Raw genomic sequence first — 24,859 nt, forward strand, 5'->3', positions numbered from 1 at the left:
TATCGGCGTCGGCGCGTCATGGGTAAGGGTGTACCAGAAGGGTCCGACTAAACTGCGCCCGTGACCGTCCACCCCATCGTGATCGCCGGCGAGCCTGTGCTGCACAACCCGACTCGGGAGATCACCGAGTTCGACGACAAGCTGCGCACTCTCGTCGACGACATGTTCGAGACCATGTACGCCGCCGAAGGGGTCGGCCTCGCGGCCAACCAGATCGGCCTCGACCTGCGCGTGTTCGTCTACGATTGCCCCGACGACGAGGGCACCCGCCGCAAAGGCGTCGTGGTGAACCCGAAGCTCGAGACGTCGGAGATCCCGGAGACGATGCCTGATCCGGACGACGACTGGGAAGGCTGCCTGTCGGCTCCTGGCGAGTCGTACCCGACAGGACGCGCTTCGTGGGCGAAGGTCACCGGCTTCGACGTCGACGGCAACCCGATCGAGGTCGAAGGCAACGGGTACTTCGCGCGCTGCCTGCAGCACGAGACCGATCACCTGGACGGCTTCATCTACCTCGACCGGCTGGTCGGGCGCCACGCTCGCGCGGCGAAGAAGATGCTCAAGGCGAACAAGTGGGGCGTTCCTGGCAACTCGTGGCTGCCGGAGGCGCAGCCCGAGCCCGCCGACGACTGACCCGCGCCACCGCTCACCTGCTGGTCCGAAGTCCGTGAAGGCCTCCTTGAGGGACTCTGAGTCCCTCAAGGAGGCCTTCACGGACTGTGCACTCTGGCGCGCGGCGTGGGCGAAGCCGTGACTCGCGTGACTGAATGCGGTGAGCGGGGTCGTGGTTTCCGGCTTGAAGTACATGATGGCCCCCTTCCTTGCGTTAGGCGCAAGGAAGGGGGCCATCATGTACTTCCGCGTGGGTGTGACCGCCGGTGCTGTCGGGGCGGGTGTGGTTGCGCCGGTTCCGTGAAGGGCCCCTTCACTACTTTCAAGGTAGGCAAGGAGGCCTTCACGGACGGGGCCCGCGATCACACGCCTGCCGGGAACCAGTAGGTAACCAAGAGACTCCCGCGCCCTAACCGTCCTTACCACTCACGACGTCAGCAGCCCAAGAAGTGACAGCGCACCACCCGCGGCTGCTCGATCACCTTCCCGGCCTCCACCGACCAGGCGAGCCGCAGGTACTGCGCGTGCGTCCAGGCCAGAGGCGTCGCGGACGCCGTCGGAGTGCCCGCCGGGAAGCCCGTCTGCCCTGAAGGCGCGTTCTCGTCCCAGACCTGCTCCGGCATGGTGTCCCCGGAGCTGCTGACGCGCCCCAGGTCGCGAAGCCGCTTCGCGGCCGTCCCCCGGTCTCCGGCGGCGAGGTCGTACTCGCCGCGTTCACCCGCGAGCAGCGGCCACAGTCGCCCGAAAGTGGTCCGGCTTTCGGCCGGGAATGTGTAGTCCCAGGGCGAGCCGTCGGCCTTCTCGCCGTACCCGTCCTTCGTGTACCGGTGCCAGAACTGCCCCGTCGGGGTGGTGAAGGCGATGTCGGCGTCGGTGACCTTGACGCTGTTTCGGATCACCGGATCATCGGCCCGGTAGATGCCCAGCCGCACCAGTTCGAGGAACCCGGCGTCGGTCACGGCGCGCTGGTCCATGGTCACGCTGGAATTGCCGAGGTTGTACTTCGTGCCGTTGTTCGCGTCGCCGTCCTTGGTCAGCCTGACGAAGTACGGATCCTTCGACAGCGGACCGTTCGTGGTCACCGTCCACCGGGCGAGTTTCGCTTTGAACGCGTCGGCGGTGTCGAGGTAGCGCTTCGCGTCGGCGGCGGCGCCGTTCGCCTTGGCGAGATCCGCCGCGCAGACCAGTCCGGCGATCACGGCGGCGATCGTCGATGGCGAGTAGCCGTCCTGCTCCTCCCAGCGTTCCTGCTGGCTGTACGGCGACGCGTGCCCGTTTTCCGCCTTGTAGGACAACAGGAATTCCGCCGCCTTGCGCACACCCTGCCAGGTTTTCGCGTCGGTGCGGCCGAGTTGCTGCGCGAGCACGATGGGCAGCGCGGTCTCGTCGAGCTGGATCGACGTCCAGTACGGCGTGCCGTCGACGTGGCTGTTCTGCGGCAGATGCCCGTCCGGCAGCTGCTGTGTGCCGAACATGTAGTCGACCGACCGGTTGGCGGCGTCACGGTCGCCGGCGGCGAGCAGGCCGGTCGCGATCTGGTAGAGATCACGCGGCCAGACAAGGTGATACGTACCCGACGGCGACCATTCCGGGTCGTTGTTCCCGAATCGCCACGGCATGCTCGGCGACGCGATGAGCGCGCCCTGGCGCAGCTTGTCCTCGCTCGCCGCGAGCATGAGCACGGACGCCTGGTAGAGATCCCGTTCCTGCTTGGTCTTCAGCGACGACGGCGTGTCCTTCACCTGGCGGAGGTACTGCTTCCAGCCGCGGTCGTACGCGCGGGCGGCGTCGGCGAATCCGCGTCGCAGCGAGGTTTTCGCGTTGGTGAGTGCGTCGGAGTCCTTCGCGCCCATGCCGAGCGAAAGCGTGAAGTCCCGCGAGCGGACACCGTCGGCGGAGGTCTGCCCGGTGAGCAGCACGTTGCCCTTGGCCGCGGTCGCGTATTCCTTGAGTGTGAAGGATTTCGTCAGCTGGGTGATCCCGTCCGAGGAACCCGAGTAGCCGACGGAAGTCCGCGAGAACGCCGGTTCCGCGGTCAGTGCGGCCGCGGTTTTCGCATCGGACGAGACCGCGTTCGCGCCATCAGTGCGTGCGGAATCGTCCGAACCCTCGTTGGTGAGATCGGGATCCGCGACCGCGTACACCTGATACGGGCGGCCGGTCAGCGAAACGAAGTCGACGTCGATCAGCACACTCGCACGCGCCGGGTCGGTGACGTAGGTCTTGCGGAGTTTCCAGCGGTGCTGATCGTCGGTGATGGTCTGCTCGTAGGTGAGACCGTCGGTGCGGCGCACCCGCTGCGCCTTCGCCGAGGAATCGACGGTGGCGAAGCTCTTGCCGTCGGTGACGACGAGGTCGAGCGCGCGGACGCTCGGCGTCGACAGATCCGGGTAGTAGACCTCCGACATCCGGCCGCCTTGCAGGGTGAACCAGACGTTGCTCGCCCGGTCGCGAGCGGTGCCGAAGCCGGTCTTGTTCGCCGGAAGCCAGCTCGGATGAGCGCCGGGTGCTCCGGGCGCCTCACCGCCCTGTGCCGCGGCGACCGCCGGGACCAGCCCCGCGATCAGCACGCCGGCCAATGCCGGAAGCATGAGTTTGCGCATATCCCACCCCAGACTTCTGTAACGGTGCAGAACCTCCGGGATTCTGTCGTGAATCCCCCGCGAGCACAGGACCCGAACCGGTGAACCACCAACGCTGTCGACAAGTCGTCACCCGAGGGCGGGTTGATTGATCCGGCCCCGGCGTGGCATGGTCGGGGCACAACCAAACAACCGCGGGAGCTCGCGCCATGGCGGGCTGAGAGGGCGGCTGGAGTCTTTCTAGGAGACCCGGTGCCGCCGACCGCATGAACCTGACCGGGTAATGCCGGCGTAGGGAGTGAACGTCGTTGACGACTCTTGAGAACGAGTCTGCCATCACGCCGACCGTCACCACCGGACCGATCACCGGTTCGCGGAAGGTCTACCACCAGACGGAATCCGGTCTCCGGGTCCCCGCGAGGCGGATCGATCTTTCGAACGGCGAGCATTTCGACGTTTACGACACTTCCGGCCCGTACACCGACGACGACGCGCAGATCGACGTCCACAGTGGACTGCACCGGCTGCGCGCCGGCTGGGCCGACGGTCGTGAGCACAACACCCAGCTTGGCTGGGCGAAACAGGGCGTCATCACCCGCGAAATGGAGTACGTCGCGGCACGCGAGCGCTGCTCGCCGGAATTCGTGCGGGACGAGGTCGCGCGCGGCCGCGCGGTGATCCCCGCCAACCGCAAGCACCCGGAGACCGAGCCGATGATCATCGGCAAGAACTTCCTGGTGAAGATCAACGCCAACATGGGCAACTCGGCCGTCTGGTCCTCGGTGGAGGAAGAGGTCGACAAGATGGTGTGGGCGACCCGCTGGGGCGCCGACACGATCATGGACCTCTCCACCGGCAAGCGGATCCACGAGACGCGCGAGTGGATCGTCCGCAACTCGCCGGTCCCGGTCGGCACCGTGCCGATCTACCAGGCGCTGGAAAAGGTCAACGGGGAGCCGGAAAAGCTGTCGTGGGAGGTGTACCGCGACACGATCATCGAGCAGTGCGAGCAGGGTGTCGACTACGTCACCGTGCACGCCGGGGTGCTGCTGCGTTACATCCCGCTGACCGCGCGCCGGGTCACCGGCATCGTCTCGCGCGGCGGCTCGATCATGGCGGCGTGGTGCCTCGCGCACCACAAGGAATCCTTCCTGTACACCAATTTCGCGGAACTCTGCGAGATACTGCGCGAGTACGACGTCACATTCTCCCTCGGTGACGGCCTGCGTCCCGGTTCGATCGCCGACGCGAACGACCGCGCGCAGTTCGCCGAACTGGAGACGCTGGGCGAACTCACGCACATCGCCCGCGAGCACGACGTCCAGGTGATGATCGAAGGCCCCGGCCACGTGCCGATGCACAAGATCAAGGAGAACGTCGAACTCGAGGAGAAGCTGACCGGCGAGGCGCCGTTCTACACCCTCGGCCCGCTCGCGACCGACATCGCGCCGGCGTACGACCACATCACCTCGGCCATCGGCGCGGCGCAGATCGGCTGGTACGGCACGGCGATGCTGTGCTACGTCACGCCGAAGGAGCACCTGGGCCTGCCGAACCGCGACGACGTCAAGACCGGCGTCATCACCTACAAGATCGCCGCGCACGCCGCCGATCTCGCCAAGGGGCACCAGTACGCGCAGGAGTGGGACGACGAGCTTTCCAAGGCCCGCTTCGAATTCCGCTGGAACGACCAGTTCAACCTGTCGCTGGACCCGGACACCGCCCGCGCGTACCACGACGAGACCCTGCCCGCCGAACCGGCGAAGACTGCGCACTTCTGCTCGATGTGCGGGCCGAAGTTCTGCTCGATGCGCATCACCCAGGACGTCCGCAAGTACGCCGAGGAGCACGGACTGTCCACTGTGGAAGCGATCGAAGCGGGTATGTCGGAGAAGTCGAACGAGTTCGCCGAGCAGGGCAACAAGGTCTACCTGCCGGTGGTCAATCAGTGACGGAAACACCTCGGACGGCCCTCACCATCGCCGGATCGGATTCCGGCGGTGGTGCGGGTATCCAGGCTGATCTGCGGACCTTCTTCGCCAACGGCGTGCACGGGATGGTCGCGCTCACCGCGGTCACCGTGCAGAACTCGCTGGGCGTGCAGGGTTTCAGCGAGATCCCGGTCGACGTCGTCACCGGCCAGATCAAGGCCGTCGCCGGGGACATGGGCGTCGACGCCGCGAAGACCGGGATGCTCGCGACGGCCGAGATCATCAACGCCGTCGCCAAGACGCTCGACGAAGTCCACATCGGACGCTCGTCGGGCACGCCGTTCGTCGTGGATCCCGTCGCCGCTTCGATGACCGGGCACGCGTTGCTGCGCGAGGAGGCGCTGGAGGCGATCCGCACCGAACTGTTCCCGCGCGCCACGCTGATCACGCCGAACCTCGACGAGGTGCGGCTGCTCACCGGTGTCGAGGTGACCGGACCCGCGACCCAGCGGGAGGCGGCGGAGGCGCTGCTGGAGTTCGGTTCGGAGTGGGTGCTGGTCAAGGGCGGGCATCTCGACGCGGCACAGGACTGCGTGGACCTGTTGTCCGACGGCACCTCCTGGGTGGAGCTCTCCGGGCCGCGGTTCGACACCCGGAACACGCACGGCGGCGGGGACACGATGGCTTCGGCGATCACGTCTTCGCTGGCGAAGGGGGCCGACGTGCCGACGGCGGTCGCCGAGGGGAAACGGTTCATCGAGCGGTGCGTGGCGGAGTCCTACCCGCTGGGCGCGGGCGTTGGCCCGGTTTCGCCCTTCTGGCGGCTGTCGTGAGTCCGTGAAGGACTCCTTGAGGGCCCCAGAGTCCCTCAAGGAGTCCTTCACGGACCACTCCAGTGCCGGGTCAGCGGGTGGTGAGGCGAGGTGCGTCCACCGCCCAATACCAGTTGTTGCCCGCCGCGTAGAGCCGCCAAGTCAGCTTCACCGAACGAGCCCCCGCGGGCACCTTCACCGAAGCCGACGTCGGCACCGAAAGCACGTCGCCGCCTTTGTTCGCCGTCCCGGACTCCGGCCCGTAGGCCAGCACGTTCCGCTCGGGGCCACCGTCGAACGACGCCGTCAGCGCACCCCGCTGCGTCCCCTCCTGCCGGTAGTGCGACACGAACGAGACGTCCACAGTGGACTTACCGGCGACATCGAGCCCCGGCGAGACAAGCGAAGAGTCGAAGGTGCCGCGAGAAGAGGGTGACCCCTTGTCGTCCCACTCGTCCGGGTCCGCGACCGCGAAGACGCCGCGCGCCCGCGCGTTCGCCTCACGCTGCTGGCCGGGGGCGGCGCGGGTCCAGAAGTCGTCGGTGGTGAAGGCCCAGCCCTGCCATTCCGTCACGCCCGCGGGCATCCCGGCGGCGTTGCGCACGGTCCAGCCGCCCGGCGCGTCGTGCGTCCAGCCGAGGACTCCGGCCGGGACACCGGTTTCGTCCTGCCGGGGCTTCAAAGCGGCCGTGTCGAAGACATCCGAAGGCGCGGCGCCGAGCGGGTAGCCGTCGTAGACCGCCGGAGCGGCGACGCCCAGATGCCGCAGCACCGTCGGCGCGATGTCGACGATCTTCGGCGCCACGGCGGGGGTTCCGGCCGGAACCGCGCCGCCCGCGGCGATCACGAACGTCATCCGTTCCTCGGGGCTGTCGCCGCCGTGGCCGCCGGACGCCGTGTGGCCGTGGTCGGCGGAGATCATGATCAGCCAGTCCTCGCCGCCGCGGTTCGCGCGCGCGTCGACGGCGGCGAGCAGGCGGCCGATCAGCGCGTCGTCGGTCCGCAGCGAGGCTTCGTACTGGGCGGAATCCGCGCCGTGGCCGTGACCGGCCTCGTCCGTCTGTCCGAAGTAGACGAATGACGCGTCGGCCTTGTCCTGCTTGAGATGCTTCTCGGCGTCGACGGTGACCTGCTCGTCGGTCTTCTCGTATCCGGCGCTGTCGCCGTTCTGGACGAACTTGCGGTCCTGGCCGGCGCGCAGGATCTTGTCGCCGATCGGCGTCCAGTCGACGGCGGCGTAGGTATCGAGCGCCGGGTTCGCGGTTTCGGCGCGGGCGAGCCAGCTCGGATGCGAGGCGAGGTCGTTGCCGGCGAAGGAGTTCTCCTTCACCTTGTGCTTGTCCGGCCAGACACCGGTGAGGATCGTGGACCAGCCGGGACCACTCACCGTCGGCGCCATCCCGCTGCCGTACAGGGAACTGCGCGAGGCAGATCCGCGCTTCACCAGCGCGTGGACGTTGGGGGTGTCGGCGGCCATCAACTTGTCGAACCGGGCGCCGTCCAGGCCGATGACCAGCACTTTCGGCGTCTTGGCCGCGGCGACGGCGACGCCGGACGTCAGCCCGGCGACGGCCGCCAAGGCCGACAGGAGGGAAAGCGTTCTGCGCACGAAAGCCTCCAGATAACTTGTTCGAACCAATTGTTCGTCAAGTTAGTGCGCCGAACTGTCTTCCCGATGAAGTCCGCGTGCCCCCGCGAAGGACTTCAGCCGACGGGCTCCAGCACCCGCGAGTCGTAGCCCTTGCGGGATTCGAGGATCCCGTCGAAGTTGGCGACCGACCATTCGCTGACCGCCATGAGCAGCTTGCTCGCGCTCGAACCGCGCTCGGTCAGCGCGTACTCGACGGTCGGCGGGGTGGTCGGGAAGACCGTGCGCGTGACCAGGCCGTCGCGTTCGAGGGCACGCAGGTTCTGGGTCAGCATCTTCTGGCTGATCCCGCCGACCGCGCGGCGCAGTTCACCGAACCGGTGCGGCCGCCGGGACAGCGCGCCGAGCACCAGCGCGGTCCACTTGTTGGCGAGCAGATCGAGGACGTCGCGGCACGGACAGTTCCGCAGATAGATGTCCCACGGCGATTCCGGCACTTCACAGGTAGTTTCCATCAGGTACCTAGTTTACCTTTAAGTGCCTTCTAGCGAGAAGTGACCAAGCGGCCGAACATGGAAAGCACCTACAACGGAGGAGCTTTCGATGCGCGTCGTGACCCAGCAGCGGCTTGGTGGCCCTGAAGTGCTGGAGGTGACCGAGACCGACCGTCCGGCCCCCGGCCCGACCGAGGTGCTCGTGCGGGTGCGCGCCGCCGGGATCAACCCGGTCGACTGGAAGACCCGTGCCTACGGCGTCTTCATGGGCGAGCCGCCGTTCGTCCTCGGCTGGGACGTGTCCGGGGTCGTGGAAAAACTCGGCGTCGGCACGACCCACTTCGCCGTGGGCGACGAGGTTCTCGGCTTCCCGTGGTTCCCGAGGCAGGCCGGCGGTTACGGCGAATACGTGACCGCGCCCGCCCGCCAGTTCGTGCGCAAACCCGCCGGGCTGAGCCACGAACAGGCCGCCGGGCTGCCGCTCGCCGGCCTCACCGCGTGGCAGGGCCTGGTGGACATCGCCGACGTCCGGCCCGGACAGCGTGTGCTGATCGACGCGGCGGCGGGCGGTGTCGGGCACCTCGCCGTCCAGGTGGCGAAGTCGCGCGGCGCGTACGTCCTCGGCACGGCGAGCGCCGGGAAGCACGACTTTCTCCGCGAACTCGGCGTCGACGAGCCGATCGACTACCGCGACGAGACCGCGACGGCGTCCGAGATGGACGTCGTGTTCGGACTGGTCGGCGAAGAGAGCGACCTGCGCTGGCTGGACGCTGTGAAGCCGGGCGGCCTGCTCATCGCGGTCCCCGGCGGCGTGAGCGAGGCTGTCGCCGCGAAGGCCGGGAAGCTCGGCGTGCGGACGTCGGGGATGCTCGCCGAACCCGATCAGCTCGGCCTGCTGGCGCTGACCGAGCTGATCGAGAAGGGCGAACTGCGCGTCCACGTCGAGCAGACGTTCCCGCTGGCGGACGTCGCCAAGGCGCACGAAGTCGGCGAAGGCGGCCGTGTCACCGGGAAGCTCGTCTTGACCGTCTGATCGCGCGTGAAGCGACCTAGCCGCGCGTAAGCACCTGCGGCAGCACGGTGGTCAGCCCCGTCCAGTCCGAGGTGAGCACCGAAGCGTGGTTCTTCGCCAGCAAGGCCGCCCGCGCGCTCGCCTGGTCCACTGTGGGCGCACGGGAGTCGATGGCCGGCGCGACGTTGTGCGCGTCGGTCATCACCACGTAGTAGTGGTTGTCGTCGTACCAGCCGGGCCCGGTCTGCGTCAGGAACGCGTTGGCGTCGCCGTCGAAGACCACGAACCACGGCCGCAGCCCGGCGTCGGCGTACTTCGACCGCGGGTCGCCGGGCGCCGCGCCGTGCACCGTCGGGAAGATCTGCGCCTCACCGACGCGTCCCGCGTCCTTGAGCGACCGCAGGTACCGCGCGTACTCGACGTCGGTCTTGAGCGTGTCCGTCGGGTTGCCCTCTTCGACCGTGCCGGGGATCACTTCGATGATCACCTTGCCCCGCAACGCGTCCAGCGACGGCCAATTGTCCGCTTTGGCCGCGTCGTCGAGCGTCGCGTACCCGCCGAGCAGGTCCGCCGGCCGGAACACCGCACCGCCGAGATGCGCCCGGACGGACGCGTCGAGTTCGTCCGGGCCGAGGCCGCGGTTGTCGGCGAACCCGGTCTTCATCTCCAGTTTGAGCGTGATCGGCTTGCTGTCCGGATGCGCACCCAGCCAGACGCGGATGTCGTCGAGGCAGTGTTCGAGGTTCTTGTTCCGCCCACCGGAATACAGCTGCGACGGCGAACTCGCCGCGACGCAGTTGTTGTTGTTCCCCAACGGGTTCGAGTGACTCACTTTCCACTCGCGAGTGATGATGTTCGGCCAGACGTCGAGTTCGATCAGCGAGGTACCGGCGTCCAGCGAACGCGCCAGATAGTCGTAGGCGCCGGTCTCGTAGGTGTTGTGGACGCCGACAGTGGTCACATGGGAGACCTTGGCGGCGTCGGCGTTCGCGATCGTTCCGGACAGCGAAGCCGCCACGATCACACCGGCGAGGGATACCGCGGGGAGGAGTTTCATCCGAGCCCTTTCGCACGCGGGAAGTGCACTGGCTCACACACTGTGCCACCGTGATCGGGTGCGGCCGAACCCCTGTTGAACCAGAAGGACCAGTGGGGAAAATGAACCCATGAGCGAGAACCCCAGCCCGCCGTCGGCGCTGACCATCGCGGGCTCCGACTCCGGCGGCGCCGCCGGTCTGCAGGCTGACCTGCGCACGTTCCTCACCTGTGGCGTGCACGGCCTGGTCGCGGTCACCGCCGTGACCGTCCAGAACACCCTCGGCGTGCACGACCGCACCGACATCCCGGCGCGGATCGTCGCCGGGCAGATCGAAGCCGTCGCCGCCGACATGGGCGTCAACGCGGCCAAGACCGGCATGCTCGCGTCGGCCGAGATCATCCACGCCGTCGCCGCCGCCTGCGACAAGGCCGAGATCGGCCGCGACGCCAAGGTGCCGTTCGTGGTCGATCCGGTCGCGGCGTCGATGCACGGGCATCCGTTGTTCGACGACGCCGGGCTGGTGGCGCTGCGTGACGAGCTCCTGCCGCGCGCGACGGTCCTCACCCCGAACCTCGACGAGGTCCGCCTGCTGACCGGCATGACCGTGACCACCCGCGAGCAGATGCACCAGGCCGCCATCGTCCTGCACCGGCTGGGACCGAAGTACGTGCTGGTGAAGAGCGGCCACCTGGTCTCCGACCCGGAATGCGTCGACGTGCTCTTCGACGGCTCCACGTTCGTCGAACTGCCGGGCGAGCGGTTCGCGACGCAGCACACGCACGGCGCCGGGGACACCATGGCGTCGGCGCTGACGGCCGGTCTCGCGAAGGGGATGTCCGTCGTGGAGGCCGCTCGCTACGGCAAGTGGTTCGTCTCACACTCGGTCGAAAACGCCTACCCCATGGGCGCGAAGGTCGGTCCGGTTTCGGCGTTTTGGCGGCTTGCGCCGGAGCACTGAGAACACGGCCGGTTACGATTCGCACCGTGACGGGACGCGAGAGGGCGGCGAAGGTCGTCGAAGACCGCCGCTTCCAGAACTTCATCATCGCGGTGATCGTCTTCAACGCCGTCACCCTCGGCCTGGAGACCTCGACCAGGATGGTCGCGGAATACGGGTCGCTGCTGCACACGGTCGACTACATCGCGCTCGGGATCTTCGTACTCGAACTGGCCGCGAAGCTCTACGCGTATCGCGCGAAGTTCTTCCGTGACCCGTGGAACATCTTCGACCTGCTCGTCGTCGGCATCGCGGTGATCCCCACGACCGGCCCGTTCGCGGTGCTGCGGGCGTTGCGGGTCCTGCGGGTGCTGCGGCTGATCTCGGTCGTGCCGTCGATGCGGAAGGTCGTCACCGGCCTGCTCGCGTCGATCCCCGGCATGGCGTCGATCGCCGCGCTCCTCGCGCTGATCATCTTCGTCGCGGGCGTGATGGCGACGAAGCTGTTCGGCACGATCTCACCGGAGAACTTCGGCGACCTCGGCACTTCGCTGTTCACGCTGTTCCAGGTGATGACCGGCGAGGCGTGGCCGGACATCGCCAAGGAGATCATGAAGGAAGCACCCATGGCCTGGGTGTTCTTCGTGGTCTACATCCTCGTGTCCAGCTTCGCGGTGCTGAACCTCTTCATCGCCGTTGTGGTCAGCGGGATGGAGGACGAGCTTCGCCAGGACATCCGCGAGGAAGAGGCGAAGCAAGCCGAGACCCAGGCTCAGGCGAACAAGGAGATCCTCGACGAGCTTCGGGCTCTTCGTGCGGAAGTCGCGGAGCTCAGCGCTCTTCGTCAGCGATGAGCGCTTCGAGCGCGGGCAGAGCCGCCGCCAAGGCCGCCTGGTGCTCCGGGGTCAGCCTGTCGAGGCGCATGCCCAGCTCGTGCACACGCGTCGAACGGACGCCGGAAACCAGCCTCGCGCCCTCTTCGGTGGCCTGCGCGAGCCAGGCCCGCCTGTCGACCGGGTCCGATTCACGGCTGACGTAGCCCGCTTCGACCAGCGAAGCGACGATCCTCGACATGGTGGCCGCGGCGACGCCTTCCTTCGCCGCGAGATCACCCAGACGGAGCTGTCCGTAGTTCACGAGCGTCGCGAGCGCGGAGATCGCGCCGTGGCCGGGTCCAGGCACGCCTGCCTGGCGCAGTGACCGTGACAATCGGCCCACCGCCAGGAACAACCTGCCCGAAACATCCTGGACCGCTGACGTGGTCACCGCTGGCTCCTCTGGGTACACGGCGGCGGGTGCGCCGCCGGAGAGTGCCGTCAACCATACGGGCTCCCCGTGCGTACTCCCGGTTAAGGCCGTGAACCGTACAAAAGGGTTATCGAGGCGGGCTCGAAGCGTGTGCCCAGAACCGCTGGGGGATCCGGCCCGCTCCGGCGGCCAGCCTGCCGGCCGTGACGGCGGCGCGCATCGCCGACGCCATCCGCTCCGGATCCGCGGCCCTGGTCACGGCGGTCGAGAGCAGGACGGCGTCGCAGCCGAGCTCCATCGCCAGCGTCGCGTCGGAAGCCGTGCCGATACCGGCGTCGAGGATCACCGGGACCCCGGCGCGCGAAACGATCAGCTCGATGTTGTGCGGATTGCGGATGCCGAGACCGGTGCCGATGGGCGCGCCGAGCGGCATCACGGCCGCGCAGCCTGCCTGCTCCAGCCGCAACGCCAGCACTGGGTCGTCGTTGGTGTAGGCCAGCACGGTGAACCCGTCCGCGGTGAGCTGTTCGGCCGCTTCGAGGGTCTCGAACGGGTCCGGCAGCAGCGTGCGGTCGTCGGCGTGGACCTCCAGCTTGATGAGGTCGGTTTCGAGTGCTTCGCGGGCGAGCCTGGCGGTGAGTACCGCTTCGGCGGCCGTCCGGCAGCCCGCGGTGTTGGGCAGCAGCCGGATGCCGAGCCGCCGGAGCAGTTCGAGCACGCCGGAGCCGCCTTCGGCGTCGGCCTTGCGCATCGCGACGGTGGTCAGTTCCGTGCCCGAGGCCACGAGCGCGCGTTCCACCACGGCGAGGTTCGCCGCGCCGCCGGTGCCGATGATCAACCGCGACGAGAGCTTGTGCTCGCCGATGACGAGGTGGTCTCCGTCCATTTTCAGCCTCCTTGGACCGCGGTGAGGATGTCGACGCTGGCGCCCTTGCGCACCACGGCTTCCGGCCATTCGCCGCGCCGGACGACGACGCCGTCCACCGCGACCGCGACGCCCTTCGTCACCGTGCCGAGCGCCTCGAGCACGCCCTCGACGGTGGTCCCGTCGGGGAACTCGCGCCACTGGCCGTTGACCTGGATCTCCATCACACCCGCTCCTCGCTGCGCCGCGACGGCGCTGCCGCCGCGACCTCGTCCGGCAACGGCCCGCCGTCCAGCCAGGCGACCGCGGCGTCCGCGGTGACCGGGGCCATCAGGAGGCCGTTGCGATGGTGACCTGTCGCGGCGAAGACACCTTCGCCCAGCTCACCGATGAAGGGCATCGTGTCGACACTCGCCGCGCGAAGCCCGGCGGCGGTCTCGACGAGTTCGTATTCGGTGATGCCCGGAAAGACGCGCTCCGCGCCTTCGAGCAGCTCACGGACGCCTCGGACGGTGACGGTCTCGTCGAATCCTGCCTCGTACTGGGTCGCGCCGAGCACGAGCCCGCCGTCGGCGCGCGGGACGAGGTAGATCGGGCGGCCCTCGACCATCGCGCGGACGGTCCTCGTCGGCGACGGCAGGCAGCCCCGGCGAGGCCGCAGCCTGAGGATCTCGCCCTTCAGCGGGCGGACGGCTTCGGCGAGCGCGGGATGCAGGCGTCCGGTCCAGGCGCCGGCGGCGAGGACGACGTCACCCAGTCCGTCGAGTTCCGTGACGGTCTCGTGGCGGAACTCGACCTGGTGCTCGTCGCAGGCGTGCTTGAGCGCTCGCAGCAGCCTTCTGTTGTCCACGGCCAGATCGCCGGGCACCAGCAGTCCACTTCGGACGGATCCGGCGAGACCGGGCTCGGCGCGGCGGGCTTCGCGACCGGTCAGCTGCTCGACCTCGCGGCCGAGTTCGGTGAGGTACGCGGCGAGCATCTCGAGGTTGCCCGCGTCGGCGCTGTCCAGCGCGGCGACCAGCGTGCCGTGTGCGGAAAGGCCGGGGTCGACGCCCTCTTCGGCCAGGTCACGGGCGAAATCCGGCCAGCACCGCAGCGACGCCTCGCCGAGCGTGAGGACGTCCTCCTCGCCGGGCCAGGCCTCGGTGACCGGCGCGAGCATGCCGCCCGCGAGCCACGACGCGCCGCGTCCCGGCTCCGGGTCGTACACGGTGACGCGATGACCGCACGCGGACGCGCGCCAAGCGACCGAGAGGCCGATGACCCCGCCGCCGACAACCGAAAGTTCCTTCATGACAATCACGCTCCCTGCGCCGGCATGACCCGGATCAGGTTCCACGGTCGGAGCGGTTTCGGCTCCCTCTCAGCCCGTCCTCGGGCTCCCGTGCGGACCACCCCACCGTAGCGCGCGGGTACCGTCGCCGCCATGCCCACCCTGTCTGATCCGCGGATCCGCGCCCGGCTCGCGAACGCCCGCCTGTACCTCTGCACCGACGCCCGGTCCGGCCGCGGCGATCTCGCCCGATTCGCCGACGCGGCCCTGGCGGGCGGGGTCGACATCATCCAGCTGCGGGACAAGGCGATCGAGGCGAAACAGGAGATCGCCGCGCTGGAAGTGCTGGCGGAGGCGTGCGAGAGGCACGGCAAGCTGCTGGCGGTCAACGACCGCGCGGACATCGCGCTCGCCGTCGGCGCGCACGTGCTGCACCTGGGCCAGGACGACATCCCGGTGCCGCTGGCCCGCCAGATTGTCGGTGACGACGTGGTGATCGGCCGCTCCACCCATTCGGCCGAACAGGCCAAGGCCGCCGCCGAGGAAGCCGGCGTGGATTACTTCTGCACCGGCCCGTGCTGGCCGACGCCGACGAAGCCGGGCCGCTCCGCGCCGGGGCTCGACCTGGTGCGCGCCACGGCGGCGTTCGGGACGTCGCGGCCGTGGTTCGCGATCGGCGGGATCGACGCCGTCCGCCTGCCCGAAGTGCTGGACGCGGGGGCGTCGCGGATCGTCGTCGTCCGGGCGATCACCGAGGCCGAAGACCCCGAAGCGGCCGCTCGCACGCTCCGCTCCGCCCTCCCCTGACCCCGAGCGGTCAGGGAGCGGGGGTGCCGGAGGCCTGGGCCGGGGCCGAGGGGGTCGTCGAGGGCGCCTGGGACGTCGAAGGCGTCGTGGACGGCGTCGTCGGGGGCGCCTGGGTGGTCGTGGGCGCCGTCGGCGTCGTCGAGGGAGTCGGCGTGGTCGACGGCGTCGTGTCGGGTTGCTTGCCCTGGGTCTCCGAGGGGGACGTCGCGGGCGGAGTGTCGTGCTTGTCCTGCCGCTCCTGGTCCTGCCCGCCGCCGACGATCTTCCCGAGGGTCGTCCCGGTCCCACCGCCGAAGGTCTTCCCGGTCGCGCCCTCGAAACCGGTGATCGCGACGAGCGCCACCACGAACGCCACCACGCTGACCCCGGCGATCACCGCCCAGCGCGGCTTGAACTTCCGCCCGGACGGCTCTTCCTCCTCCGCCGGGGTGAGCCGGACGGTCTCCTGCTCCGCCGGGTCGAGCACCTTGCGTCGTCCGGGAACGGTCAGCACCATCCCCGCCTTGAGCGCGGCGTCCTTCGTCCGCTGCAGCGAGCGCAGGTACAACTCGCCACCGAGCGTGGTGATCACGCTCGCCAGCCCGGCACCCGCCACGGTTCCGGCAACGCCGAGCGTGGAACCCAGCAGCGCCGCGGTGATCGCGGCCATCGCGGCCGCCGTCACCTGGACGATCCGCCCCTGCTTTTCCGTCTTTCCGGTGTCCTTTTCGGAGGTCTCCTTGGTCATGATCCCGTTCTGCAGCTAGTCGGTCCTCACCCGGTCCTAACGATTAAGGCGCGTGGGATGCTCCCTTCGTTGTCCGCACGTGAGGAGCGCCACGCCGTCTGTCCAAAAAGGACTGTCCACGGTTTACGACTCCTTGACATAATCAGGCATATGGAACTGGTTTCGATCGAGGAAATCCGCGACGCGGCGAGCCGGGTCAACGGCGCCGCGGTGCGCACACCGTTACTGGAACAGTCGTGGGCGCCGTTGTGGCTCAAACCGGAAAGCCTTCAGCCGATCGGCGCCTTCAAGGTGCGCGGCGCCTACAACGCGATCGCCGCGCTGGACGAAGACCGGCGCGCTCGCGGTGTCGTCGCGTTCTCCAGCGGCAACCACGCGCAAGCGGTCGCCTACGCGGCGAAGCGGTTCGGGATCCACGCGGTGATCATCGTCCCGGACGTCGCGCCGCGCGCCAAGGTCGAAGCCACCAAGGCGCTCGGCGCCGAGGTCATCGAGGTCCCGATCGACCGCCAGGAATCCTCCGCGCTCGCCGTCGCCGAGGAGCGGGCGCTCACCATGATCCCGCCGTTCGACCACCGCGACGTCATCGCCGGACAGGGCACCGTCGGCCTGGAGATCGCCGAGGACCTGCCGGACGCGGGTGTCGTGCTCGTCCCGCTCAGCGGCGGCGGGCTGGCCTCGGGCGTCGGCACGGCGATCAAGGCGCTGCTCCCCGGCGCGAAGGTCATCGGCGTCGAGCCCGAACTCGCGGCCGACACCGCCGAGGGCCTGCGCGCGGGCAGGCGGATCGAATGGCCGATGGACCTGCGGGCGCGGACCAGCGCGGACGGTCTGCGCGCCCAGCCGTCGGACCTGACCTTCGCCCACCTCCAGGCCGTGCTCGACGACGTCGTCACCGTTTCCGAGGAGGAAATCCGGGAGGCCGTCCGGACACTTGCGCACCGCGCCCGCCTGATCGCCGAACCGAGCGGGGCCACCGCGACCGCCGCGTTCCTCTCCCACCGCGACGCGCTGCCGCCGGGAAAGGTCGTTTCGGTCGTTTCGGGCGGCAACCTGGACCCGACGACGCTGGCCGCCCTGCTGGCCTGATGTGACGGAAGCCGGGACTCGCGTGATCGGAGCCGGAACTCGCGTGCTTGGAGGCGGAACTCACGAGATCCGGCTCCAAGCACGCGAGTTCCGTGTCTGATCACGCGTGACCGGCGGGCCGGACGTGCGTGGGCGGCGAGTCGACGCCGCAGTGGAGACATTCACCCGGATGCGGTGACTCGTCGGTCTCGACGTCAGGGGAAGCAGGCGTGTCGAGGACGCCGTTGTGGATGCCGAGCGCGATCAGCCCGCCGCCGATCGCCAGCGCCGCGCACACCAGCAACGCGGTCCGCCAGCCCGCGGTCAGCGCGACCGGGTCGGTGTAGGCGGCGCCGGAGAGCCCGGCGACGGCGGGCAGCACGGCGATCGCGAGCAGGCCGCCGGACCGGGCGATGGCGTTGTTGACCCCGGAGGCGACGCCGGCGTACCGGTCCGGCGCGGCGGCGAGGACCGTCGCGGTCACCGGGGCGACGACCGTCGCCAGCCCGGCACCGAATACGACGACGGCGGGCAGCACCGACCCGAGGTACGACGCCCCCGGCCCGACGCGCATCAGCAGGAGCATGCCGACGCCGACCAGGATCGGGCCGATGACCAGTTGCGCACGCGGCCCGATCCGCTGCGCGAGCGCGCCAGACCGGCCGGAGAACAGCAGCATGATGACGGTGATCGGCAGCCCGGCGAGTCCGGCCGCGGTCGGCGAGTAGCCCAGCGAAACCTGCAGCTGCATGACCATCAGCATCATCACGCCGCCGAGGGCCGCGTAGACGACGAAGGTCAGCGCGTTGGCGAGGCTGAACGTCCGGTCGCGGAACAGTTTCGGCGGCACCAGCGGGTCGGCCGAGCGGTGCTGGATCACCAGGAACGCGCCCAGCCCCGCGACGCCGAGCACGATGGCCACCAGGACGACGACGTCGCCGATGCCGCGTCCGGGTGCCTCGACCAGCGCGCCGGTGAGCCCGGCGAGCCCGATCGCGCCGACGGCGGCCGCGGTGAAGTCCGGATGCCCGGTCGCCTCCTCGTCGCGGGACTCGGGCACGTAGCGCCGGGCGAGCAGGACGCAGACGGCGGCCAGCGGCAGGTTGATCAGAAACGCCAGCCGCCACGACCACACCTGCACCAGCACGCCGCCGAGCAGGGGGCCGATCGCGGCCGCGATGCCGCCGAGCCCGGACCAGGCGCCGATCGCGCGGGCCCGGTCGTCGTGGGCGAAGGACGCCTGGAGGATCGCGAGCGAGCCGGGCGTGAGCAAAGCTCCCCCGATCCCTTGGAGGATCCGCATCGCGACGAGCATCTCGGTCGTGGTCGCGGCGGCGCACAGCCCGGACGCGATCCCGAACCAGATGACGCCGACGACGAACATGCGGCGGCGGCCGTAGCGGTCGCCGAGTGAACCGGCGACGAGGATCAGCGCGGCGAGCGCGAGCAGGTAGCCGTCGAGGATCCATTGCAGGCCCGCGACGGACGCCTTGAGTTCTTCGCCGATCCTCGGCAGCGCGACGTTGACGATCGTCCCGTCGAGCATCGCCATGCCCGAGCCCACGATGGTCGTCGCGAGTACCCCGCGCGCCACCGGCGTCCCCCAGCGGATTCCCGCCGCCGTGTCAGTCATGGGACGACTGAAGCACGACGAGCGGTACCGGGCCACCGCGAAATCGGCACGTTTTCCGGGAAAGCGATCTCTCCCGGAATTACCTGACTGGTCAGGGAAGCAACGTGGTGACGAATTTGTAACGGTCTCCCCGGTAGATCGCGCGCGCGAACTCGACCGGTTTTCCGTCGGTGGCGTAAGAATGCCTCGAAAGGAGCAACATCGGCATTCCGACGTCGGCGCCGAGCATCTCCGCTTCGTGCGGTCCGGCGAGCGCGGTCTCGATCGTTTCCTCGGCCCTTTCCAGCTCGACGCCGTAGTGCTCCCGCAGCACGGCGTACAGCGAACCACCTGCGGAAACGTGTTTGCGCAAACCGCGGAACCGGCCGAGTGGGAGATGCGTGGTCTCGAGCGCCATCGGCTGCGAATCGGCCAGCCGGAGACGGCGAAGACGAAGAATCTTCGCGCCGACGCGGATTCCGAGAAGTTTCGCCAGATCCGCCTCGACGGGCAGTTCGTCGATCTCCAGCAGCTTGGACGAAGGCTTGAGGCCCTGCTTGCGCATGTCCTCGGTGTAGGACGACAACTGGAGACGCTGCGCGAGTTTCGGCTCGGCGGCGAAGGTGCCCTTGCCCTGCACGCGGTGGAGCCTGCCCTCGGCGGTCAGGTCGGCGAGCGCCTGCCGGACCGTGGTGCGCGAAACGGTGAATTCCCCGGCGAGCGCCCGTTCCGTCGGAATCGGCGAGCCCGGCGGCAACGCGTCGAGCAGGTCGAGCAGATGCTGTTTCAGCGCCCAGTACTTGGGTTCGCGTTGCCCGCGCATCCCTGCCGTAGCGCCCGCCTCACTCGCGGTGGTTGTCTCCAACATGACCGACTCCCTAAGCCTTCCCACTCAAACGCGCACCGTCCCCGCTAGGAAACGTACCCTTCACCACAAACGTCCATTCGGGCTAGCATTGGTCTAGACCTACTCGGGGGACGAAGTACGTCCCGGTGGAAGGGAACGAGATGACCGAACAGCGCCCCGGCGAGCACATGGCCGCGGAGATCTCCCAGCAACCCGCCATTCTGGCAGGAATCGTGGAGCGACAGGCCGAAATCGCCGAGGTGGCCGAAGCCATCTCCAAGCGCCCGCCCAGGTTCGCACTGCTCGCCGCCCGTGGCTCCAGCGACCACGCAGCCCTGTATGCGAAGTACCTGATCGAAGTACTCCTCGGTCTCCCCTGCGGTCTCGTCTCGCCCTCCACCGCGACTTTGTACGGCGCCCGTCCCGATCTGCGGGACGTTCTCTTCATCACAGTAAGCCAAAGCGGTGGTTCCCCGGATCTCATCGAGGTCACCGAAACCGCGCGCCGCCAGGGAGCGCTGACCGTCTCGGTCACCAACACCCCGGAGTCGCCGCTGCGCGCGGCCGCCGAGCTCGGCGTCGACATCGGCGCGGGGCTGGAAAAGGCCGTGGCCGCCACGAAGACGTACTCGGCCACCTTGCTCTCCCTTTACCTGCTGATCGACGCGGTCCGCGGTGGCAAGGGCGAGGACGCGGGGAAGCTGGGCGAACTCGCCCAGCAGACCCTCGACGGCGCCGACGAAGGCGTCCAGCGCGCGGTGGACCGGTACCGCTTCGTCGACCGCGTGCTCACCACCGGCCGCGGCTACTCCTACGCCTCGGCGCTGGAGGGTTCTCTGAAGCTGGCCGAAACCAGCTACCTCGCGGCCCGCGCGTACAGCGGCGCGGACCTGTTGCACGGCCCGGTCGCCGCGGTCGACGGCGAGACAGCGGTGCTCGCCGTGACGAGCCAGGGCCACGGTGTCGGCGCGATGCAGGAGGTCCTCGAGGCCGTCGGCAAACGCGGCGCGGACGTGCTCGCGGTCGGCTCGGCTTCCGCCGACGTCCCCGCGGCGCTGCGGATCGGGGTCGCCCCGTCCGCCGAAGAGCTCGCCCCGATCCTGGAGATCCTGCCGATCCAGCGGATCGCGCTCGGCCTTTCGCTGGCGCGCGGCGGTGACCCGGACAGCCCCCGCGGGCTGCTCAAGGTGACCAAGACGCGGTGACCCACGTCATCGGTGTGGACGCCGGAGGCACGTCGACGCGAGCGATCGCCGTCGACGCCTCCGGCGTCGTGCTCGGCACCGGGCGCGCGGGTGGGGCGAACCCCAACTCCCATCCGCCGTCCGAAGCCGCGGCGAGGATCGCGAGCGCGATCACCGGCGCGCTGGGCGGACTGGACCCGGCGGAGACCGCGGCGTGCGTCGTCGGCATGGCGGGGGTCAGCAAACTGAGCGATCCGGCGATCGCGGGGATCTTCGAAACCGCTTGGCGGGATTTGGGGATCAGTCCGGTGCGGACGGTCCCCGACCCCGAGGTCGCCTACGCGTCGGCCACTTCCGCGCCGGACGGTTCGGTCCTCGTGGCGGGCACCGGGTCGATCGCCTGCCGGGTCCGCGGCAGGCGCGTGGTTTCCACCGCCGGCGGCTACGGCTGGTTGCTGGGTGACGAAGGCTCGGCGTACTGGCTCGGCCGTGAAGCCGTTCGCTCCACTTTGGATGTTCTGAGCCGTGGCGGCGAACCCGGCCCGCTCGCGCGCGCCGTTCTCGCCGAGGCGCTCGGTCCGTCCGTAATGGACTCAGTGGACTCACCCGGCGATCGGGCCACGCTGTGGCGCGCGCTCATCACGAGCGCCAACTCCGAGGCGCCGATCCGGCTCGCCGGATTCGCCCCGTTCGTCAGCGAGGCCGACCGCGAAGGCGACCCGGCGGCGGGCCGGATCACCGACGACGCGGCCGCCCTGCTGGTGACCAACGTCATGGCCGCGCGTGATCCCGGCGAGACCACGCCGATCGTCCTCGTCGGCAGCGTGCTGTCGCCGGACGGCCCGGTCGGGGCGAAAGTCCGTGCCGAACTCGCCGGGTACGAGGTCCTGACCAGCACCGACGGGGTACTGGGTGCCGCGTGGCTCGCCGCCGTCGACGCCTATGGGGAAGACACGCCGCGTCCGGTGCCGGCCTGGAAAAACACCAAAAAAACGCCCTAAAAGACCAAACTATCGACTCCGGGGCCGAACTCCGGGTACCGTTGGACCCGGCCCCCGGACCCTCCCCCCTCGCCGGGGGCCGCCTTATGTCCTGGGCAGCCCACCGGGCTCGGAATCCGAGGGGTCCCCGTTCTCCTCCACGACCCGCAGACCGGGGTGTTCCGGCGGCAGGGTCCGGTACAGCACCCAGCCGCTCACGGCGACCGTCACGGCGACCAGCGGCCAGGAAAGCAGCGTCCGCGCGATGCCGAGCGCGACCACCTGCCCGCTCCACCACAGCGAGCCGTACACGACCACTCGCAGCGTGTACTGCAGGAAGACCCACACCCAGCTCGCCCGCGAATACGCGCGCAGCAGGGCGGGATCACGGCGCCAGCGGGTCTTCTGCCCGATGACGAGCCCGACCACGACGCCGAGCAGCGGCCACCGGATCACGATGCTGGCCGCCCACAGCAGCGCGCTGGCCACATTGGACAGCAGCTGGATGAGGAAGAAGTCCTCGGCGCGGCCGGTGTGCAGGGCGATCAGCGCGGCGGCGATCACCGCGGCGAGGCTCACCACGACCGCGCGGGCCTTGTCGCCGCGCGCGACCCGGAACCCGCCGAGCAGCACCGCCACCCCGATGGCCACCCCGGCACCCCAGGCGATCGACTGGCCCGCGATCAGCCAGCCGAGGACGAAGGCCGCGGGCGGGATGCTCGCGTCGATGGCGCCACGCCGCCCGCCGAGGATCTGGGCGAGCGACTCGCGCGGGGGTTGTGAGGTCACCCTTACAGCCTGCCGGATCCATGACCTCGGACACCCTGGCGGGGAGACGTTCGCCACATCACATGTCCGTTTCACACCCACTTGAGGGGAATCTCAGCAGCCCAGGAGTGTACATCCCGGTAATGGAGATGCATGGACGTCCGACAAAATAAGAGACTGTGTCAACGGGCTGAACCACGGGTTTCGGTCAGGCGGGATTGCAGGGGCGCTCTCAGCTGTTAGTTGTGGTGTACAAGTACCAACCGGGGGCACACGGACGGAAGGGGACCCAACGTGTACGGATTCGACAGCTACGTGGCGATCGGTGACAGCTTCACCGAAGGACTCAACGATGATCTGCCCGACGGCACGTTCAGGGGCTGGGCGGACAGGCTGGCCGAGATCCTGGCCGAAGGCAGGCCCGATTTCCAGTACGCGAACCTCGCCCTCCGCGGGAAGATGCTCGACGAGATCCTCGAAGAGCAGTTGCCGATCGCGCTCGCGGTGAAGCCCGACCTGGTCACCCTGTGCGCGGGCGGGAACGACATCATCGTGCCCGGCGCGGACGTGGACGCCGTCGCCGCGCGGCTGGAGGCGGGGGTCGCCAAGCTGCGCGAGGCCGGGATCCCGGTGCTCATCTTCAACGGCCCGGACACCAAGTACCTGTCCGTGATGCACGTCCTGCGGGGGAAGGTCGGCATCTACAACGCGCATCTGTGGGCGATCGCCGACCGGCACGGCGCCAAGATGGTCGATATGTGGGCGATGGCCCCGCTGCACGACCGTCGCGCCTGGAGCGACGACAGGCTGCATTTCACCCCCGAGGCCCACCGGCGGATCGCGCTGCGCGCGGCCGAGGTCCTCGGCGTCCCGGTCGCCGACGACTGGCGTGAGCCGTGGCCGGCGTCCGAGCAGCCGAGTACCTGGATCACCTCGCGCCGGTCCGACCTCGAGTGGACGAAGGCGCACCTGCTGCCGTGGATCCGGCGTCAGCTCAAGGGCGAGTCCATGGGCGACGGCCTGTCCCCGAAGCGCCCCGAGCTCGCTCCGCTGCTCCCGCTGGAGCAGATCGAGTCGGCGGCCGTCCCGCTCCCGGCCGAGCAGCTGCGGGAGATCCACCACCACGCGAGCTGAAGGGGTCTTTCCCCTCAGCTGCCGCCACGAAGGGGCCCTTCACCGCATCACCGGCGGGAGGGGCCCCTTCGACGTCACCCAACCGGGTCATGTCCTCAGCGTCCGATGCACCCGCGCCTGACGCGCCTTACAGTCCCTTCATGCCCGGTACACGCTGGAGCCGCTTGCTGCCTACAGCGCTGCTGGTCACGCTCGCCTTGACGGCGATTTCCGTCTGGTCGACCTCGGACGACATCGAGGCCGGCCTGACTGCGCGCGCGAAGAACGCGCTTGCCGACGTCGGCGTCTCCGGTGGCCAGGTGACCTTCTCCGGCCGCGACGCGAACCTCACCGGCTTCCCGCCGGACAAGGCCGCGCAGGCGATGGACGCCATCCAGCGGATCGACGGGGTCCGCACGGTCGAGATCTCCGGCGACACCGCCCCGCCCGCCGGACCGGTGACCACCGGCGGTGAGCCGTCCGGCCCGCCGCCCGCTCCGCCGAGCCCGCCGCCCAGCTCGACGGCTCCGGCCAAGCCGACGGACAAGGCCGGTTTCCAGGCCGAGATCGATCGCCTGCTGGCCGCCACCCCGATCACCTTCGAACCGGACGGCACCGAACTCACCCCGGACGGCGAGCGCGGCGCGCTGGAGATCGCGAAGCTGCTCACGGACGCGCCACGCGAACTGCGGTTCCGGATCACCGGAACGGTGGCGACCGGTTCGGACAAGAGGCTTTCGCTGAACCGGGCATTGACGGTGGAGCGGCTGCTGGAACGCAACGGGGTCAAACGCGACCAGGCGTACTCCACCCAACGCAGGACCTCCGACGGCGCGAGCGGCGAGGGCCGCCGCGTCGACATCAAGGCAGAACAGAGGTGATGGCTGAATGCTCTGGCTCTTCGGGCAGATCTGGCTCTGGCTGCTCATCTCCTTCGCCCTCGGCTGCGGTGCCACCTGGCTGATGACGCGCGGCGAACGGCGTGAGCGCACGGCACCCGGACCGGCGGCCCGCGAGCCGGAACGGGCCGTCGCCGCGCCCGTCGAGCCCGAACCCGAGCCCGTGCCCGAGCTGCTCTCCTCCGAGCGGACGCAGTTCATCCCGCCCGCACGGCTCCAGGACGACGACGAGCCGTACGACCAGGAGGCGGAAGGCCACCGTGAAGGTCAGCTGACCCCGGACCCGATGTGGATCCGCCATCCGGACGAACCGGGACCGGCGGGCCGGAACGGCGAGGGCGGCCACGAACCCGAACCGGTCTGGCCGAGTGACGAGGACTGGCCACCGGCCGGACGCGCGGCCGAGCACCGGCCGGGGCAGGGCAGCTGACACCCACCTGGTAAATTCGGCTACGCACTGT

The 24,859-nt window shown here is 69.3% G+C and carries 25 protein-coding genes and 1 riboswitch; of the genes, 13 read left to right on the forward strand and 12 right to left on the reverse strand.

Going from position 1 to position 24,859, the window contains the following annotated elements; translation table 11 throughout:
- Positions 1–60: 60 nt before the first annotated feature.
- A complete protein-coding gene (locus tag AMYAL_RS0113805) occupies positions 61–633 on the forward strand; it encodes a peptide deformylase (RefSeq protein WP_020631897.1) in 573 nt (190 codons plus the stop codon).
- A gap of 413 nt (positions 634–1,046) precedes the next feature.
- On the opposite strand, the gene AMYAL_RS0113815 is transcribed toward AMYAL_RS0113805, so the two are convergent.
- The gene (locus AMYAL_RS0113815; protein ID WP_020631899.1) at positions 1,047–3,215 is read right to left on the reverse strand and encodes a glycoside hydrolase family 15 protein; all 2,169 of its coding nucleotides are present in this window, start codon (positions 3,213–3,215) and stop codon (positions 1,047–1,049) included.
- A gap of 287 nt (positions 3,216–3,502) precedes the next feature.
- On the opposite strand from AMYAL_RS0113815, the gene thiC reads away from it, so the two are divergent.
- Together thiC and thiD (AMYAL_RS0113825) are read left to right on the forward strand one after the other, a co-directional pair.
- Positions 3,503–5,146, forward strand: coding sequence for a phosphomethylpyrimidine synthase ThiC (thiC, locus tag AMYAL_RS0113820; protein ID WP_020631900.1), 1,644 nt, complete (start codon positions 3,503–3,505; stop codon positions 5,144–5,146).
- Positions 5,143–5,958, forward strand: coding sequence for a bifunctional hydroxymethylpyrimidine kinase/phosphomethylpyrimidine kinase (thiD, locus tag AMYAL_RS0113825; protein WP_020631901.1), 816 nt, complete (start codon positions 5,143–5,145; stop codon positions 5,956–5,958). Before thiC ends, thiD (AMYAL_RS0113825) begins: the two co-directional genes overlap by 4 nt.
- Positions 5,959–6,028: 70 nt before the next feature.
- Here the strand turns inward: thiD (AMYAL_RS0113825) and AMYAL_RS0113830 are convergent, their stop codons facing one another.
- Positions 6,029–7,546, reverse strand: a complete 1,518-nt coding sequence (locus AMYAL_RS0113830; protein WP_020631902.1) for an alkaline phosphatase family protein — start codon at positions 7,544–7,546, stop codon at positions 6,029–6,031.
- 95 nt (positions 7,547–7,641) lie between these two features.
- A complete protein-coding gene (locus AMYAL_RS0113835) occupies positions 7,642–8,040 on the reverse strand; it encodes a winged helix-turn-helix transcriptional regulator (protein ID WP_209447233.1) in 399 nt (132 codons plus the stop codon).
- 88 nt (positions 8,041–8,128) lie between these two features.
- Here AMYAL_RS0113835 and AMYAL_RS0113840 point away from each other — a divergent pair, with 88 nt between their 5' ends.
- A complete protein-coding gene (locus AMYAL_RS0113840; RefSeq protein WP_020631904.1) occupies positions 8,129–9,052 on the forward strand; it encodes an NADP-dependent oxidoreductase in 924 nt (307 codons plus the stop codon).
- Positions 9,053–9,068: 16 nt separating this feature from the next.
- On the opposite strand, the gene AMYAL_RS0113845 is transcribed toward AMYAL_RS0113840, so the two are convergent.
- The gene (locus AMYAL_RS0113845) at positions 9,069–10,088 is read right to left on the reverse strand and encodes a phosphatidylinositol-specific phospholipase C domain-containing protein (RefSeq protein ID WP_020631905.1); all 1,020 of its coding nucleotides are present in this window, start codon (positions 10,086–10,088) and stop codon (positions 9,069–9,071) included.
- Positions 10,089–10,197: 109 nt separating this feature from the next.
- Here AMYAL_RS0113845 and thiD (AMYAL_RS0113850) point away from each other — a divergent pair, with 109 nt between their 5' ends.
- Both thiD (AMYAL_RS0113850) and AMYAL_RS0113855 read left to right on the forward strand, forming a co-directional pair.
- A complete protein-coding gene (gene thiD / locus AMYAL_RS0113850; protein WP_020631906.1) occupies positions 10,198–11,028 on the forward strand; it encodes a bifunctional hydroxymethylpyrimidine kinase/phosphomethylpyrimidine kinase in 831 nt (276 codons plus the stop codon).
- Positions 11,029–11,054: 26 nt separating this feature from the next.
- Positions 11,055–11,861 (forward strand): ion transporter, encoded by an 807-nt coding sequence (locus AMYAL_RS0113855; RefSeq protein ID WP_020631907.1) that lies wholly within the window; start codon positions 11,055–11,057, stop codon positions 11,859–11,861.
- On the opposite strand, the gene AMYAL_RS0113860 is transcribed toward AMYAL_RS0113855, so the two are convergent.
- The 4 genes from AMYAL_RS0113860 to thiO all read right to left on the reverse strand — a co-directional run bounded on the left by AMYAL_RS0113860 (position 11,839) and on the right by thiO (position 14,414).
- On the reverse strand, positions 11,839–12,273 hold the full coding sequence (locus AMYAL_RS0113860; RefSeq protein WP_026467050.1) for a MarR family winged helix-turn-helix transcriptional regulator: 435 nt from the start codon (positions 12,271–12,273) through the stop codon (positions 11,839–11,841). The two genes, AMYAL_RS0113855 and AMYAL_RS0113860, sit on opposite strands and share 23 nt — an antisense overlap.
- A 109-nt stretch (positions 12,274–12,382) precedes the next feature.
- Entirely contained in the window at positions 12,383–13,141 is a 759-nt protein-coding gene (gene thiG, locus AMYAL_RS0113865; protein WP_020631909.1) for a thiazole synthase, read from the reverse strand.
- Between the two features lie 2 nt (positions 13,142–13,143).
- Positions 13,144–13,344, reverse strand: coding sequence for a sulfur carrier protein ThiS (gene thiS / locus AMYAL_RS0113870; RefSeq protein WP_020631910.1), 201 nt, complete (start codon positions 13,342–13,344; stop codon positions 13,144–13,146).
- Entirely contained in the window at positions 13,344–14,414 is a 1,071-nt protein-coding gene (thiO, locus tag AMYAL_RS0113875; protein WP_020631911.1) for a glycine oxidase ThiO, read from the reverse strand. Before thiO ends, thiS begins: the two co-directional genes overlap by 1 nt.
- Positions 14,409–14,516: riboswitch (TPP riboswitch) on the reverse strand. (Overlaps the previous gene by 6 nt.)
- Positions 14,517–14,546: 30 nt before the next feature.
- Here thiO and thiE point away from each other — a divergent pair.
- The gene (thiE, locus tag AMYAL_RS0113880) at positions 14,547–15,200 is read left to right on the forward strand and encodes a thiamine phosphate synthase (RefSeq protein WP_020631912.1); all 654 of its coding nucleotides are present in this window, start codon (positions 14,547–14,549) and stop codon (positions 15,198–15,200) included.
- Positions 15,201–15,210: 10 nt separating this feature from the next.
- Here thiE and AMYAL_RS0113885 read toward each other — a convergent pair whose 3' ends face one another.
- Entirely contained in the window at positions 15,211–15,927 is a 717-nt protein-coding gene (locus AMYAL_RS0113885) for a hypothetical protein (protein ID WP_020631913.1), read from the reverse strand.
- Between the two features lie 150 nt (positions 15,928–16,077).
- Here AMYAL_RS0113885 and AMYAL_RS0113890 point away from each other — a divergent pair, with 150 nt between their 5' ends.
- Complete coding sequence (locus tag AMYAL_RS0113890; RefSeq protein ID WP_020631914.1) at positions 16,078–17,016, forward strand: threonine ammonia-lyase; 939 nt, start codon at positions 16,078–16,080, stop codon at positions 17,014–17,016.
- Positions 17,017–17,116: 100 nt separating this feature from the next.
- On the opposite strand, the gene AMYAL_RS0113895 is transcribed toward AMYAL_RS0113890, so the two are convergent.
- Together AMYAL_RS0113895 and AMYAL_RS0113900 are read right to left on the reverse strand one after the other, a co-directional pair.
- Positions 17,117–18,628, reverse strand: coding sequence for an MFS transporter (locus AMYAL_RS0113895; RefSeq protein WP_020631915.1), 1,512 nt, complete (start codon positions 18,626–18,628; stop codon positions 17,117–17,119).
- A gap of 91 nt (positions 18,629–18,719) precedes the next feature.
- Positions 18,720–19,475 (reverse strand): GntR family transcriptional regulator, encoded by a 756-nt coding sequence (locus AMYAL_RS0113900; RefSeq protein WP_026467051.1) that lies wholly within the window; start codon positions 19,473–19,475, stop codon positions 18,720–18,722.
- Between the two features lie 140 nt (positions 19,476–19,615).
- Between AMYAL_RS0113900 and AMYAL_RS0113905 the strand changes: the two genes are divergently transcribed.
- Positions 19,616–20,659, forward strand: a complete 1,044-nt coding sequence (locus tag AMYAL_RS0113905; RefSeq protein ID WP_026467052.1) for an SIS domain-containing protein — start codon at positions 19,616–19,618, stop codon at positions 20,657–20,659.
- Complete coding sequence (locus tag AMYAL_RS0113910; RefSeq protein WP_020631918.1) at positions 20,656–21,639, forward strand: N-acetylglucosamine kinase; 984 nt, start codon at positions 20,656–20,658, stop codon at positions 21,637–21,639. Before AMYAL_RS0113905 ends, AMYAL_RS0113910 begins: the two co-directional genes overlap by 4 nt.
- Before the next feature lie 84 nt (positions 21,640–21,723).
- Here AMYAL_RS0113910 and AMYAL_RS0113915 read toward each other — a convergent pair whose 3' ends face one another.
- Positions 21,724–22,407 carry a DUF3159 domain-containing protein gene (locus tag AMYAL_RS0113915; RefSeq protein WP_020631919.1) on the reverse strand — a complete coding sequence of 228 codons (684 nt, stop codon included), beginning with the start codon at positions 22,405–22,407 and terminating at the stop codon, positions 21,724–21,726.
- A 273-nt stretch (positions 22,408–22,680) separates the two neighbouring features.
- Between AMYAL_RS0113915 and AMYAL_RS0113920 the strand changes: the two genes are divergently transcribed.
- The 3 genes from AMYAL_RS0113920 (at position 22,681) to AMYAL_RS0113930 (ending at position 24,828) form a co-directional block, all read left to right on the forward strand.
- Entirely contained in the window at positions 22,681–23,520 is an 840-nt protein-coding gene (locus AMYAL_RS0113920) for an SGNH/GDSL hydrolase family protein (protein WP_020631920.1), read from the forward strand.
- Positions 23,521–23,660: 140 nt separating this feature from the next.
- Positions 23,661–24,380 (forward strand): OmpA family protein, encoded by a 720-nt coding sequence (locus AMYAL_RS0113925; protein ID WP_245192908.1) that lies wholly within the window; start codon positions 23,661–23,663, stop codon positions 24,378–24,380.
- A gap of 7 nt (positions 24,381–24,387) precedes the next feature.
- Positions 24,388–24,828: a hypothetical protein gene (locus tag AMYAL_RS0113930; RefSeq protein WP_020631922.1), complete on the forward strand. Its 441-nt coding sequence runs from the start codon at positions 24,388–24,390 to the stop codon at positions 24,826–24,828.
- The last annotated feature ends 31 nt before the right edge of the window (positions 24,829–24,859 follow it).

Origin of the sequence: Amycolatopsis alba DSM 44262, assembly GCF_000384215.1 — a bacterium.
Taxonomy (GTDB): Bacteria; Actinomycetota; Actinomycetes; order Mycobacteriales; family Pseudonocardiaceae; genus Amycolatopsis; species Amycolatopsis alba.

Bases quoted from the DNA above. Each gene is read 5' to 3' on its own strand.
- AMYAL_RS0113925 (WP_245192908.1), top strand. From the start codon at position 23,661: ATGCCCGGTACACGCTGGAGCCGCTTGCTGCCTACAGCGCTGCTGGTC.
- AMYAL_RS0113930 (WP_020631922.1), top strand. From the start codon at position 24,388: ATGCTCTGGCTCTTCGGGCAGATCTGGCTCTGGCTGCTCATCTCCTTC.
- AMYAL_RS0113900 (WP_026467051.1), bottom strand. From the start codon at position 19,475: ATGTTGGAGACAACCACCGCGAGTGAGGCGGGCGCTACGGCAGGGATG.
- AMYAL_RS0113840 (WP_020631904.1), top strand. From the start codon at position 8,129: ATGCGCGTCGTGACCCAGCAGCGGCTTGGTGGCCCTGAAGTGCTGGAG.
- thiE (WP_020631912.1), top strand. From the start codon at position 14,547: ATGCCCACCCTGTCTGATCCGCGGATCCGCGCCCGGCTCGCGAACGCC.
- AMYAL_RS0113835 (WP_209447233.1), bottom strand. From the start codon at position 8,040: ATGGAAACTACCTGTGAAGTGCCGGAATCGCCGTGGGACATCTATCTG.
- thiS (WP_020631910.1), bottom strand. From the start codon at position 13,344: ATGGAGATCCAGGTCAACGGCCAGTGGCGCGAGTTCCCCGACGGGACC.
- thiD (WP_020631906.1), top strand. From the start codon at position 10,198: ATGAGCGAGAACCCCAGCCCGCCGTCGGCGCTGACCATCGCGGGCTCC.
- AMYAL_RS0113815 (WP_020631899.1), bottom strand. From the start codon at position 3,215: ATGCGCAAACTCATGCTTCCGGCATTGGCCGGCGTGCTGATCGCGGGG.
- AMYAL_RS0113885 (WP_020631913.1), bottom strand. From the start codon at position 15,927: ATGACCAAGGAGACCTCCGAAAAGGACACCGGAAAGACGGAAAAGCAG.
- thiG (WP_020631909.1), bottom strand. From the start codon at position 13,141: ATGGACGGAGACCACCTCGTCATCGGCGAGCACAAGCTCTCGTCGCGG.
- AMYAL_RS0113890 (WP_020631914.1), top strand. From the start codon at position 16,078: ATGGAACTGGTTTCGATCGAGGAAATCCGCGACGCGGCGAGCCGGGTC.
- AMYAL_RS0113905 (WP_026467052.1), top strand. From the start codon at position 19,616: ATGACCGAACAGCGCCCCGGCGAGCACATGGCCGCGGAGATCTCCCAG.
- thiO (WP_020631911.1), bottom strand. From the start codon at position 14,414: ATGAAGGAACTTTCGGTTGTCGGCGGCGGGGTCATCGGCCTCTCGGTC.
- AMYAL_RS0113895 (WP_020631915.1), bottom strand. From the start codon at position 18,628: ATGACTGACACGGCGGCGGGAATCCGCTGGGGGACGCCGGTGGCGCGC.
- AMYAL_RS0113845 (WP_020631905.1), bottom strand. From the start codon at position 10,088: ATGAAACTCCTCCCCGCGGTATCCCTCGCCGGTGTGATCGTGGCGGCT.